The organism is Acidovorax sp. Root217 (genome assembly GCF_001428645.1).
Classification (GTDB): Bacteria; Pseudomonadota; Gammaproteobacteria; order Burkholderiales; family Burkholderiaceae_C; genus Acidovorax.
Window position 1 is genome coordinate 1 of the sequence record NZ_LMIH01000024.1, and the last position, 12,729, is coordinate 12,729.

The window sequence follows — 12,729 nt, forward strand, 5'->3', positions numbered from 1 at the left end:
ATCGTCAGGCTCTTATAGCCCCAAACCCCCTCAGTCTCCAAAGGACTGGGGGGTTTTGCGTTTAGGCGAGCGAAATGCCTCCGGCCCGATGGTCGTGATGGCTGCAGAAGACACATAGCCGCGCGGCACGTGCTGCCATGACCGCACGGCCTTTGCGATTTTCCGCAGAGCGTTCAGAGGTTGGTGGGCCGGTCCGGCAAGTCTTCTCGCGATCCAGGCCCGCACCCAGCGGTTCAGCCGCCTTGCCGCTGGCCGTCCACAAACACCAGCAGTTCTTGCTTGCCAAATGCCGTCCACTCCTCATTGGTGGTGAGTGGTGCGGTCACGATCACGGCCACGCGGTCGGTGGCTGTGGTCTGGGTGGCGAAGTCGATGCGCACGTCCTCGTCGGACAGTTGCGCCTCGCTGAACGGGTGCTTGCGCTCGACGTAGTACAGGCCAGTGGAGGCATGGGCCCACAGCGCCTGCCCATTGGAGAGCAGGAAGTTGAAGGTGCCGTGCGGCGCGATGCGCGCGGCCAGTTCCTTCAAGGTGATGGTCAGCTCGGCAATGCTGGGCACGCTGGCATGGGACTTCGCCAGCTCCTGCATGATCCAGCAGAACGCGTGTTCGCTGTCGGTATCGCCCACCGGGTGGAAGGTTGAATGCAGGCGGGGCCGGAAGTCCTTGAGGTCGCCGTTGTGGGCAAACACCCAGTAGCGCCCCCACAATTCGCGCACGAAGGGGTGGCAGTTCTGCAGGCTCACCAGGCCCTGGGTGGCCTTGCGGATGTGCGCAATCACATTCTGGCTTTTGATGGGGTAGCGGCGGATGAGCTCTGCCACGGGCGAATCCACGGCGGGCAGATGGTCCACGAAGTGCCGCAACCCCCGGTCCTCGAAAAAGGCGATGCCCCAGCCGTCGGCATGGTCGGCCGTGTTGCCGCCGCGCTGTGCGAACCCGGTGAAGCTGAAGGTCACGTCGGTCGGCGTGTTGCAGTTCATACCCAGCAGTTGGCACATGGTCGCGAGAAGTCCGGATCAGTCGGCCATCAGGCCTGGGGTGAAGAGGAGGGGGTATCGGCCGGCGCCGCAGGCGCTTCGCGCAGTTGCCAGGCGGCCACCAGGGCCAGCACGCACAGCGCGGTCAGCATCAGAAAGGTTTCGCCAAAGGCATCGATGCGGGCGGCGTTGCTCGCGCCCGAGGTCAGCGATGCACCATGCGCACCCAGGCGCCATTCGAGCACGATACCGCACAGGCTCACACCCGCAGCACCGCCGAGCATGCGCAGAAAGCCGATGGCGCTCGATCCCTGCGAGATCAGCGACTTGTCCAGCGGCCGCATGGCCCCGAGGTTCAGCGATGGCAGGATGAAACCGAGGCCGATGCGGCCGAGGATGGCAAAGGCCACCAGCATCCACAGCGCCGAGCCCAGGCCCACCAGCACCATGAGCCCGAAGGACAGGGCCAGAAGGGCCAGCCCGATGCTCACCAGCAAGTGCGTGGGCTGCCGGTCGGCCAGCCGGCCCACCATGGCGATGGTGATGGCCAGCACGAAGCCTGCGGGCAGCATGATGGTGCCCACGTGCGAGGCCGACAGCTGCATGCCGAGCTGCATGAACACGGGCAGCAGGTAGGTGGATCCGAACAGCGCCGTGCCGTAGATGAAGGCCACGATACTGCCCATGGCGAATTGCCGGTACTGAAAGAGCCGCAGGTCCATCAGCGGCTTGCGGCCCTGCCGCAGTTGCCGGCGCTGCCAGCCGATGAACAGGCCTGTGGCCACCACGGCGCCCGCCAGCAGGAGGATGGCCTCCGTGGCGGTGCCCCCATGCAAGGCCACCAGCCCATTGAGCAGGCACAGCGTGCCGGCGGTACCCAGCGCCAGACCGCGCCAGTCGAGCGCCTCGCCATTGCGGTTGGCCGCCACGCCGCCCGGCGCCGTGACCGGTACGAACTTGTAGGCCAGCCAGATGGAGGCCAGGCACAGCGGCACCACCATGAAGAAGATGGAGCGCCAGCCGAACCAGTCGACCAGCAGCCCGCCGATGCTCGGGCCGATCGCCGGTGCCAGCACCACGCCCATGCCGAAGATGCCGCTCGCGCGGCCCTGTTCATGGGGTTGGAATGCGTACAGGATGATGACGGCAGGAATGGGTTGCACCACCCCGGCCGCAAGGCCCTCGGCCACACGCGCCACCAGCACCAGGCCGAAATCGCGCGCCAGGCCACCCCCGATGCCGCCCGCCAGCAATAGCAGCATGGCCCCCACGTAGGTGGCGCGGTAGCCGTAGCGCGACAGCAGCCACGGCGTGGTGAGCATGGACACCGTGGTGGCCACCATGAAGCCCGAGGTCACCCACTGGGCACGTTCCTGCCCCAGGGTGAAGTAATGGCTCATGTCCGGGATGGCGACGTTGACGATGGTCGAGGACATTATCGACGCCATCGTGCCGACCATGACCGTCAGCAGCAGCAGCCAGCGGTAGCGCTCGCCATGGCGTTCGCGCAGTGCGGCGAGGGAGCTGGAGGATGGCTGTGCGCTCATGGGCGGGGGATCGTGGTCAGAAGGGTATCAGGTGCGCTCGGACCAGAGCTTGCCGCCGGTGGCCCAGTTCTCGCGCTTGATGTCGGTGATCAGGATGTCGACCGACTCGGGCGAGCCGCCGAGCACTTCGACGGACACGCGGGTGATTTCTTCCACGAGCTTCTTCTTTTGCTCGATGGTGCGGCCTTCCATCATCTCGACGTGGTAAGTGGGCATGCAGGACTCCTTGGGGTAATGGTCAATGAACGAAAAGAAAAGAGGAAATCATATCGGGGCCGCCGGGTCCAATGCGTCCAGAGCCGGACGAGGCCGAGCGCACAGCGGGCAGATGCAGACCTTGCCACGGGCCGCCGCAGGAATTTCGGCCAGGGCCTCGGGCGCCACGGTGGTGGCCATGCACCAGCAGGTTTCGGGCGGCTGTCCGGCCGCCATGGCGCACTGGTTCGCCTGCCCGCACAAAGCGCACTGCGAGACGGTGGAAATCGGTGGGGGAGTCATCGTGGGGTGGGTGCAGCAGGGCGCGCCATGCCTCGCGCGCTGCCTGGCTGGCGTGCCCGGCCCATTGTGCCGCCTCCCGGGCCCAGGGGCCAGGGTGAGGGCCTTTGTGGGGTCAGCGGTGTGGGGCCATGCCCAAAAAAAAGCACCCGAAGGTGCCGTTGGTGGAGGGATCCGGAGGACCCCTCTGTGCAGGGGGGCCGCAAGGCCCCGGTGGTCAGGCCGCCGCCTTGAGCTTCAGGCGCCAGGCGTGCAGCAGTGGCTCGGTGTAGCCGCTGGGCTGGGCCATGCCCTTGAAGACCAGGTCGCAGGCCGCCTGGTAGGCCATGCTGGTGCCGAAATGGCCGGCCATGGGCTGGTACAGCGGGTCGCCGGCGTTCTGGCCGTCCACCACGGCGGCCATGCGCTCGAAGGTCTCCTTCACCTGGGCTTCGGTTACCACGCCGTGGCGCAGCCAATTGGCCATGTGCTGGCTGCTGATTCGCAAGGTGGCGCGGTCTTCCATCAGGCCCACGTTGTGGATGTCGGGCACCTTGGAGCAGCCCACGCCCTGGTCGACCCAGCGCACCACGTAGCCCAGGATGCCCTGGGCGTTGTTGTCCAGCTCCTGCTGCTTCTCGGCATCGGTCCAGTTCGGGGTGGCGGTCACGGGCACCGTCAGCAGGCCGGTCAGCAGGTTGTCGCGCTCGGCGTTCACGTCGGTCTTTTCCAGGCCTATCTGGATATCGGCCACGTTGACCTGGTGGTAGTGCAGCGCATGCAGGGTGGCGCCCGTGGGGCTGGGCACCCAGGCGGTGTTGGCGCCGGCCTTGGGGTGGGCGATCTTTTGCTTGAGCATTTCGGCCATCAGGTCGGGCATGGCCCACATGCCCTTGCCGATCTGCGCCTTGCCGCGCAGGCCGCACGACAGACCCACCAGCACGTTGTTCTTCTCGTACGACTGGATCCAGGCGCTGGTCTTCATGTCGCCCTTGCGGATCATGGGGCCGGCCAGCATGGCGGTGTGCATCTCGTCGCCCGTGCGGTCCAGGAAGCCGGTGTTGATGAAGGCCACGCGGCTGGCGGCGGCGGCGATGCAGGCCTTGAGGTTCACGCTGGTGCGGCGCTCTTCGTCCATGATGCCCAGCTTCACGGTGTTGGTTGGCAGGCCCAACAACTGCTCCACGCGGCCGAACAGGTCGCTGGCAAAGCCCACTTCGGCGGGGCCGTGCATCTTGGGCTTGACGATGTAGACACTGCCCTTGCGCGAGTTGCGGATGTCGTTGGCGCCATGGCCCTGCAGGTCGTGCAGCGCGATGGTGGTCGTGACCACGGCGTCCATGATGCCTTCGGGGATCTCGCGCTCCTTGCCCTGGGCGTCGGTGTACAGGATGGCCGGGTTGGTCATCAGGTGGCCCACATTGCGCAGGAACATCAGCGAACGGCCGTGCAGGCGCACCGCACCGGCTGCACCGGAGGGGGCGGTGTACACCCGGTCGGGATTGAGCCCGCGCGTGATGGTCTTGCCGCCCTTGGCGACCTGTTCGGTCAGCGTGGCCTGGATGATGCCCAGCCAGTTGCTGTAGCCCAGTACCTTGTCTTCGGCGTCCACGGCGGCCACGGAATCTTCGAGGTCGAGAATCGTGGAGAGCGCAGCCTCCAGCACCAGATCACTCACGCCGGCCGCATCGCTCTGGCCGATGGGGGTGTTGCGGTTGATCTGGATATCGAGGTGCAGGCCGTTGTGCTGCAGCAGCACCGAGGAAGGCGCTGCTGCGTCGCCCTGGTAGCCCTTGAATTGGGAGGGATCCTTCAGGCCCGTGGTGCCGCCGTTGGAGAGCGCCACCACCAGCTGGCCGTCTTCCACGCGGTAGCCGGTCGAATCCTTGTGCGAGCCGGTGGCCAGGGGCGCCGTGTCGTCCAGTACCTGGCGCGCGAAGGCGATCACCTTGGCGCCGCGCACGGGGTTGTAGCCCTTGCCCTTGTCCGCACCATCGGTCTCGGGGATGGCATCGGTGCCGTACAGAGCGTCGTACAGGCTACCCCAGCGCGCGTTGGCCGCGTTCAGGGCATAGCGGGCGTTCAGGATGGGCACCACCAGCTGCGGGCCGGCCTGGGTGGCCAGCTCGTCGTCCACGTTGGTGGTGGTGGCCTGCACGTCGGCAGGCTGGGGCACCAGGTAGCCGATTTTTTCGAGGAAGCCGCGGTAGGCCACCATGTCCGTGATGGGGCCGGGGTTGGCCTGGTGCCAGGTGTCGAGCTCGGTCTGCAGGCGGTCGCGCTCGGCCAGCAGGGCGATGTTGCGCGGCGCCAGGTCGGCGACGATGCCGTCAAAGCCCTTCCAGAAGGCGGCGCTGTCCACGCCGGTGCCGGGCAGCACCTTGTCTTCGACGAAGCGGAACAAGGACGTGGCCACTTGGAGGCCGTGGATGGAAGTGCGGTCGGTCATGGGAGTGCCTCAGGCGTTGGATGTGAACAAATGCGGAGCCCGCCACTGCAGGCCATGGACAGACTGTATTGCAAATGTTTGTCGGTATAAATATGCTCAAAAGCTGTAAACCAATGACTTTTACGCACAAGTGAGGGTGCGGTGGGCGCGCTCCTTCACCATAATCAGCCCCATGGACAAGCTCAAGGCCTTCGAATCCTTCGTCTCGGTTGCCACGCGTGGCAGCCTCACCGCCGCCGCCAAGGCCGAGGGCGTGGCGCCCGCCATCATGGGCCGCCGGCTCGATGCGCTCGAAGAGCACCTGGGCGTGAAGCTGCTGGTTCGCACCACGCGGCGCATCAGCTTGACGCATGAAGGCAGCGCCTTCCTGGAGGACTGCCAGCGCCTGCTGTCCGACGTGGCCAATGCCGAGGCCAGCGTGTCCGAGGGCGGCGTCAAGGCCACAGGGCACCTGCGCATCACGGCGCCAGCAGGCTTTGGCCGCAGGCATGTGGCGCCGCTGGTGCCGCGCTTTCGCAGCGAACACCCGGACGTGACGATTTCACTCAACCTCAGTGACCGGGTGGTCGACCTCGCCGGTGAAGGCTTCGACTGCGCCGTGCGCGTGGGCGACCTGCCCGATTCGTCCCTGGTGAGTGTGCGCATTGCCGACAACCGGCGCCTGTGCGTGGCCACGCCCGGGTACCTGAAAAACCACCCGGCCCCGCGCCACCCGGGCGAACTGCCCTCGCACGACTGCCTGACCCTGTCGAGCGAAGCCTCGCAGACGCGTGGCTGGGCGTTCCGCATGCCGCTGGAGGGCGGCGGCACCGAGGTGGTCCACCTCAAGCCCGGCGGGCCGCTCGACTGCTCGGACGGGCAGGTGCTGCACGACTGGTGCCTGGCCGGCTACGGCATCGCCTGGCGCAGCACCTGGGAGGTGGAGGCCGAGATCGCCGCCGGCCGCCTGGTGGAGGTGCTGGAAGAGTTTGCCGCACCGCCCAACGGCATCTACGTGGTCTTCCCCCAGCGCAAGCACATGCCGCTGCGCGTGCGGCTGTGGATCGACTTCCTCAAGCACCATTACGCGCAGCCTGCCTTCTGGCGGGGCATACCGGCCCATTGATCGGGCCCGTGGCAGACTGCAGACTCCATGTCCGAGCCCACGCTCCTGGTCGCTGACGACCACCCCTTGTTCCGCGCTGCCGTGCTGCATGTGCTGCACGGGCGACTGCCCCAGTTCCGCACGCTGGAGGCCGCCAGTGCGGCCACGCTGGGCACGGCGCTGCAGGAGCATCCCGAGGTGGAACTGGTGCTGCTGGACCTGAGCATGCCGGGCGCGCGCGGCTTCTCGGCCCTGCTGCACGTGCGTGGTGAGTATCCGGAGCTGCCCGTGGTGATCATCTCGTCCAACGACCACCCGCGCGTCATCCGCCGCGCCCAGCAGTTCGGCGCGGTGGGCTTCATCCCCAAGTCCGCGCCCGCCGAAGCCATGGGCGAGGCCATCGAGGCGGTGCTGGCCGGCGACAGCTGGTTTCCGCCCATGGCCGCCGAGCGCTCCGAGGCCGACGCCGAGCTGGCCGCCCGCCTGGCGCAGCTCACGCCCCAGCAGTTCCGCGTGCTGCTGTGCCTGGCCGACGGCCTGCTCAACAAGCAGATTGCGGGTGAGCTGGGCCTGGCCGAGAACACCGTCAAGGTGCATGTCACCGCCATCCTGAAAAAGCTGGCCTGCCACAGCCGCACCCAGGCCGCTGTGCTGGTCAAGAGCCTGGAGACCGAGGACGCGGCATCCGCCTGAGCCTGCTGCGGCGCTATCTTTCCCGCAGGCGCAGCAAGGTCTGGCTCATCAGTGCCCGCAGCGCGGGTGCGCGCACCGGCTTGGCCAGAAAGCCCCAGCCGCGTTCGGCGGCCTGGCGGCGCAGCGTGGCGTCGCGCTCGGCGGTCACCAGGATCACGGCCGGAGCCTGGCCCCAACGGCGGCACAGTTCGGTATAGACGTCAGGACCGTGCTGGCCGCCACCCAGGTGCACGTCCAGCAGCACCAGCTGCGGTGCCTGGCCCGGCTGGGCCTGCGCCAACGCCTCCTTCGCGTCACCGGCCAGCGGCACCTGGCAGCCCCAGCGCTCCAGCAGGGCCTTCGTGGCAGCGCAGGTCGGACCATCGTCCTCGATCACCCAGGCACTGCTGCCGTGCAGCGGGGCGTCCTCGAGCGCTGGCTGGGCCGTGGCGGGGGCTGCGATCTGCTGCTGCAGGGCGGTCGGATCACCCAGCGGCACACAGACCCAGAACACACTGCCGCGCCCCAGTTGCGAGCGCAGCCCGATGGGGTGGCCCAGCAGGCGGCCCAGGCGCTCCACGATGGCCAGGCCCAGGCCGGCACCCCGGTCGTCGGCGCGACCCTCGTCCAGACGGCGGAACTCCTCGAAGATCTCGCGCTGCAGCGCCTCGGGAATGCCTGGCCCCTGGTCATGCACCTCGATGCGCAGGTGGCCGTTTCCCACGCGGCGGCAACCCACCACGATGCGCCCGCGCCGGCTGTAGCGGATGGCGTTGGAGACGAAGTTCTGCAGGATGCGGCGCAGCAGGTTCTCGTCGGTGCGCACCACCTGGCGCGTGGCCACACACGAGAGCTTCAGGCCCTGGTTCTCGGCCAGTACACCGAAATTGTGGGCCAGCACCTGCAGCAGCGGGCCCAGGGCCACGTCGTGGATGCGCACGTCGAGCTGACCAGACTCCATGCGCGAGATATCGAGCAGGCTGTTGAGGATCGCGTCCTGCGCAGCCAGGGCCCCGTCGATGCTGTCGGCCGCATGCCGGCCGGCATCGTCGTGCAGGTGGCTGCGCAACAGCGAGCTGAACATGCGGGCGGCGTTCAGCGGCTGCAGCAGGTCGTGCACGGCCGCTGCGACGAAGCGGGTCTTGTAGCGGTTGGCCTGCTCGGCCTCGCGACGGGCGGCGTCCAGGTCGCGCGTGCGGTCGGCCACGCGCTGTTCCAGCGCATCGGCCAGCGAACGCAGCTCGCGCGCGGCGTTCTTGTAGCTGGTGATGTCGGCGTAGCTGGTCACGAACCCGCCCTCGGGCAGGGGGGTGCCGCGGATCTCCAGCACCGTGCCGTCGTCCTTGGCGCTTTCGTGCAGGTGGGGCAGGCCGCTGCGCAGGTGCGACAGGCGCCGCTCGACGGATTCGTCGACCGGGCCAGGGCCCAGCAGGCCGCGGCGTGCGTTGTGGCGCAGCAGGCCCTCGATGGGCTGGCCCACCTGCATCAGGTCGGAGGGGTAGCGGAACAGCTGCACATAGCGCGAGTTCCAGGCCACGAGGCGCAGGTCGGCGTCGATGATGACCACGCCCTGCGGCAGGTGCTCCAGGCTGCGTGACAGTCCCGTATCCGTCTGTTGCGCGGCCTGCTGCGCCGCCTGCACGATGCCGTCCTGCGCGGTGCGCAGTTCCTGGGCGTGCTGCTGCAGCACGGTCTCCAGCTCCTGGCGGCTGCGCTGGCGCAGGTGGGCCAGGCGCTGGCGCTGGCGCACGAACAGCACCAGCAGCGCCAGCGCCAGCCAGCCGCCGCCGCCCGCCGCAGCAGCCCAGCGGCTGTCCGCCACGCTGCTGTGGGTTGCGTGCACCAGGTGCAGTTGCCAGGGCGTGCCGGGCAGGGGCTGGGTCTGCCACAGCAGGCGGCCGGGCAGGCCCGGCAGGTCGGCTGTCTGCATGCGCACCAGGCGGCCGCCGTTGTCCATGCGGTCGTCCACCCGGTAGTCCAGCGGGCGCAGCGGTTGGTCCGAATACTGGCGCGTGGCGGCCAGCTCGCGGCGCTCCGCTTCGGTCAGCGGTTCCAGCAGCCGGTAGCGCCAGGCATCCTGGCTGGCGAGAAAGACCACGCCATGCGCGTCGGACGCCAGCACGATGTCCTCCGTCTGCAGCCATTCGCGCTCCAGCTCCTGCAGTGCGATCTTGATCACCACCAGGCCCAGCGGCTCGCCCTGGTCATCGCGGATGGCCTGCGACAGGAAGTAGCCAGGCTCTCCCGTCGTCACCCCGATGCCATAGAAGCTGCCGCTGCCTTGCGCCAGCGCCTGCTGTACGTAGGGGCGAAAGCTGTAGTCCACGCCCACGTTGCTGGTGGCGCTGCGCCAGTTGCTGGCTGCCACGGCCAGGCCCTCGCGGTTGATCAGGGTCAGGGTGGACGACTGGCTGGCGCCGTTGGCCCGCTCCAGCTTGAGGTTGAGCTGCTCCACTTGCGCCGGGCTCTGGGGGCGGCTCAGCGCGTCGTACAGCTGCGCATCCAGCGCCAGCACCTCGGGCAGGGTGCGGTAGCGGTCGATGCGCTGGCCCAGCGTCTGCCCGTACAGGGCCAGCTGGCGCTGTACGCTGTCGCTCTCTTCGTCGAGCGAATGCTGCCAGGCCCATTGGCCGGCCGCGAACATGCTGGCCGCCATGCCTGCGAGCAGGATCAGCACAGTCCAGAACTTGCGGCGGTGGGAGGTGGTCATGGACGAGGCGGTTCGTGGAAGGCGCTCACAAGCGCGTGTTTGGTGCGCGTGGGAGTGTGCCGCACCTTTCTGGGGTGCTAGGTGTTTTCCCTAGGATTTGCCGATGGGCCTCCTATGGGGGCGCCGCCGACTACTACCAATTAGCTATCTGCGGAAACAGCGGGCAGCGGTACAAACAGCACCCTCGAAGCACCCCGGTGGTGCAGTTCCCGTGACTTCTGGAGTCCCCCATGCACGCCATTCCTGCCCAGGCCGCCCAACCGGTGCACCTGCCGTTCTACCGCCAACTGTACTTCCAGGTGGTGCTCGCCATCGTCCTGGGCGTGTTGCTGGGTTATTTCGAACCGGCTTACGGCGAAGCGCTCAAGCCCCTGGGTGATGCCTTCATCAAGCTGGTGAAGATGATCATCGCCCCTGTGATCTTTCTGACCATAGTGACCGGCATCGCGGGCATGTCGCAGCTGAGCTCCGTAGGCCGCGTGTTCGGCAAGGCCATGGCGTACTTTTTGTTCTTCTCCACGCTGGCGCTGGTCATCGGCATGATCGTGGCCAACGTGGTGCAGCCCGGCGCGGGCATGAACATCAACCCGGCCGACCTGGACCAGACGGCCGTCAAGACCTACGTGGCCAAGTCGCACGAGATGACGCTCACCGGCTTTGCCATGGACATCATCCCCAAGACGCTGATCAGCCCCTTCGTGGGCGACAACATCCTGCAGGTGCTGCTGGTGGCCGTGCTGTTCGGCGTGGCGCTGGCCATGGTGGGTGAGGCCGGCCGCCCCGTGCAGAACTTTCTCGAAGCGCTGACGACCCCCGTGTTCAAGGTGGTGGGCCTGGTGATGAAGGCCGCGCCCCTGGGGGCCTTCGGTGCCATGGCGTTCACCATCGGCAAGTTCGGCCTGGGCTCGCTGGTCAACCTGGCCTGGCTGGTCGGTTCGTTCTACATCACCTCCTTGCTCTTCGTGCTGGTGGTGCTGGGCTTCGTGGCGCGCCTGTGCGGCTTCTCGGTGCTCAAGCTGTGCCGCTACCTCAAGGCCGAGCTGATGCTGGTGCTGGGCACCTCGTCCTCCGAATCGGCCCTGCCTTCACTGATGGAAAAGATGGAAAAGGCCGGTTGCAGCAAGTCGGTGGTCGGCCTGGTGGTGCCCACGGGCTACTCCTTCAACCTGGACGGCACCAACATCTACATGACGCTGGCCGCGCTGTTCATCGCCCAGGCCACCAATACCGAACTCACGCTGGGCCACCAGGTCGCCCTGCTGCTGGTGGCCATGCTCAGCTCCAAGGGCGCGGCCGGTGTGACGGGCGCGGGCTTCATCACCCTGGCCGCCACCCTGGCCGTGGTGCCCGAAGTGCCCGTGGCCGGCATGGCCTTGATCCTGGGCGTGGACCGCTTCATGAGCGAATGCCGCTCGCTGACCAACTTCATCGGCAACGCCGTCGCCACCGTAGTGGTCTCGCGCTGGGAAAATGCGCTCGACTACACCCGCCTGCACGCCGCCCTGGACGGTCACCCGCTGCCGGACGTGGCAGTCCCCGTGTCAGCACCCGTGGTGCCGGCCGATGTGGCCGCCGTGGCGCGCACGGCCGCCTGATCGCTGGCAGGCCCGTTGCGGGGCCATGGTTTCACAAGAAGGGGTGTGCCTGCATGGGCACGCTCCTTTTTCGCATGCAACTGCCGGCCGAGGGACGGGTCAGGAAGGGCGCCTACCTCTGCGGGGCCGTTCCTCGCGCACAATCGCCGCGAACTGCCCCAAACAAGGATCCGCGATGACCCTCGAAGCCGTATTGGCCGCCCTGCACATAGTGGCCATCCTGACCCTGGTGGTCTTTCTGTCAAGCCAGGCCGCGCTGTGCCGCATCGAATGGCTCAATGCCGCGGTGGTGGAGCGCCTGGCGCGGCTCGACGCCATCTATGCCGCCTCGGCCATGGCGCTGGTGGCCACGGGGCTGGCGCGGGTGTTCTTCGGGGTCAAGGGCATGTCCTGGTACGTATCCCAGCCCATGTTCCACTTCAAGATCACACTGGTGGTGGCGATTGCCATCGTCTCCATCTTCCCTACCATCGCCTTCCGGCGCTGGCTGCGCCAGCTGCGCGCCGATGGCACCCTGCCGGATAAGAGAGAAGTCGCCAGGGTGCGCCGCCTGGTGATGCTGCAGGCCCATGCGATCCCGGTGGTGGCCGTGATCGCGGTGTTCTGGGCGCGGGGCTGGTAAGCACAGGCCCCAGGCCATGAAAAAACCCGCCGGGCACGGGGCCGGGCGGGTTGCTGGCGAATGCCGGCCAGGCAGGCCGGCACGGCAGATCACTTCTTGAGGCAATCGCTCATGAAGGCCTTGCGCTCGTCGCCCTTCTTGCCCTTTGCGTCGGCGTTGCAGGTCTTCATCTTGTCCTGCTGCGTGGCAGGCTTGTTGGACAGGCAGGTCTTCATGAAGGCCTTGCGCTCGTCACCCTTCTTGTCGGCTGCCTCGGTGTTGCAGGTGGCCATCTTGGACTGCTGCTTGGTGGGTGCTGCGGCCGATGCTGCAGTCGCCGCCGGGGCGGCTGCAGCCGCAGCTGCGGGCGCGGAGGCCTTGGCCGCAGGGGCGTCGGCAGCGTGTGCTGCACCGAAAGAGAGGACCAGGCTCAGGGCCGTCAGGGAGAGAAGCTTTTTCATATAGTGCTCCGGTGGTAAGGGCATCCGATGCAATCCGCATCGGATTGCCCAATTACAACGTACCGCCCCCGGGCTGCGCTGACACGGTTCGCGGGATGACAGGATTCTTTGCAATCTGTTGCAGCTGCGCAGCGCTTTTTATGTGCCTGTTGTGCA

11 protein-coding genes are annotated in these 12,729 nt (G+C 67.4%); 4 read left to right on the forward strand and 7 right to left on the reverse strand.

Annotated elements, in window-relative coordinates; genetic code table 11:
- Nucleotides 1-233: 233 nt before the first annotated feature.
- The 5 genes from ASE31_RS21610 to ASE31_RS21625 all read right to left on the reverse strand — a co-directional run bounded on the left by ASE31_RS21610 (nucleotide 234) and on the right by ASE31_RS21625 (nucleotide 5,450).
- Nucleotides 234-1,001, reverse strand: coding sequence for a class II glutamine amidotransferase (locus ASE31_RS21610; protein WP_057203873.1), 768 nt, complete (start codon nucleotides 999-1,001; stop codon nucleotides 234-236).
- A 29-nt stretch (nucleotides 1,002-1,030) separates the two neighbouring features.
- Nucleotides 1,031-2,527 (reverse strand): MFS transporter, encoded by a 1,497-nt coding sequence (locus tag ASE31_RS21615; RefSeq protein ID WP_057203874.1) that lies wholly within the window; start codon nucleotides 2,525-2,527, stop codon nucleotides 1,031-1,033.
- Nucleotides 2,528-2,554: 27 nt separating this feature from the next.
- On the reverse strand, nucleotides 2,555-2,743 hold the full coding sequence (locus ASE31_RS21620) for a 4-oxalocrotonate tautomerase (RefSeq protein WP_057203875.1): 189 nt from the start codon (nucleotides 2,741-2,743) through the stop codon (nucleotides 2,555-2,557).
- Between the two features lie 48 nt (nucleotides 2,744-2,791).
- Nucleotides 2,792-3,025 (reverse strand): cysteine-rich CWC family protein, encoded by a 234-nt coding sequence (locus ASE31_RS31200; protein WP_082604301.1) that lies wholly within the window; start codon nucleotides 3,023-3,025, stop codon nucleotides 2,792-2,794.
- A gap of 214 nt (nucleotides 3,026-3,239) precedes the next feature.
- Entirely contained in the window at nucleotides 3,240-5,450 is a 2,211-nt protein-coding gene (locus tag ASE31_RS21625) for a malate synthase G (protein ID WP_057203876.1), read from the reverse strand.
- A gap of 172 nt (nucleotides 5,451-5,622) precedes the next feature.
- Between ASE31_RS21625 and ASE31_RS21630 the strand changes: the two genes are divergently transcribed.
- Both ASE31_RS21630 and ASE31_RS21635 read left to right on the forward strand, forming a co-directional pair.
- Complete coding sequence (locus ASE31_RS21630; protein WP_057203877.1) at nucleotides 5,623-6,555, forward strand: LysR family transcriptional regulator; 933 nt, start codon at nucleotides 5,623-5,625, stop codon at nucleotides 6,553-6,555.
- A gap of 27 nt (nucleotides 6,556-6,582) precedes the next feature.
- Nucleotides 6,583-7,227 (forward strand): response regulator transcription factor, encoded by a 645-nt coding sequence (locus ASE31_RS21635; RefSeq protein WP_057203878.1) that lies wholly within the window; start codon nucleotides 6,583-6,585, stop codon nucleotides 7,225-7,227.
- A 13-nt stretch (nucleotides 7,228-7,240) separates the two neighbouring features.
- Here ASE31_RS21635 and ASE31_RS21640 read toward each other — a convergent pair whose 3' ends face one another.
- On the reverse strand, nucleotides 7,241-9,916 hold the full coding sequence (locus ASE31_RS21640; protein WP_057203879.1) for a PAS-domain containing protein: 2,676 nt from the start codon (nucleotides 9,914-9,916) through the stop codon (nucleotides 7,241-7,243).
- Nucleotides 9,917-10,146: 230 nt separating this feature from the next.
- On the opposite strand from ASE31_RS21640, the gene ASE31_RS21645 reads away from it, so the two are divergent.
- Both ASE31_RS21645 and ASE31_RS21650 read left to right on the forward strand, forming a co-directional pair.
- A complete protein-coding gene (locus tag ASE31_RS21645) occupies nucleotides 10,147-11,511 on the forward strand; it encodes a dicarboxylate/amino acid:cation symporter (RefSeq protein WP_057203880.1) in 1,365 nt (454 codons plus the stop codon).
- Between the two features lie 175 nt (nucleotides 11,512-11,686).
- Nucleotides 11,687-12,133 (forward strand): DUF2214 family protein, encoded by a 447-nt coding sequence (locus tag ASE31_RS21650; protein ID WP_057203881.1) that lies wholly within the window; start codon nucleotides 11,687-11,689, stop codon nucleotides 12,131-12,133.
- 89 nt (nucleotides 12,134-12,222) lie between these two features.
- On the opposite strand, the gene ASE31_RS21655 is transcribed toward ASE31_RS21650, so the two are convergent.
- Nucleotides 12,223-12,573 carry a PsiF family protein gene (locus ASE31_RS21655; protein WP_057203882.1) on the reverse strand — a complete coding sequence of 117 codons (351 nt, stop codon included), beginning with the start codon at nucleotides 12,571-12,573 and terminating at the stop codon, nucleotides 12,223-12,225.
- Nucleotides 12,574-12,729: the final 156 nt, after the last annotated feature.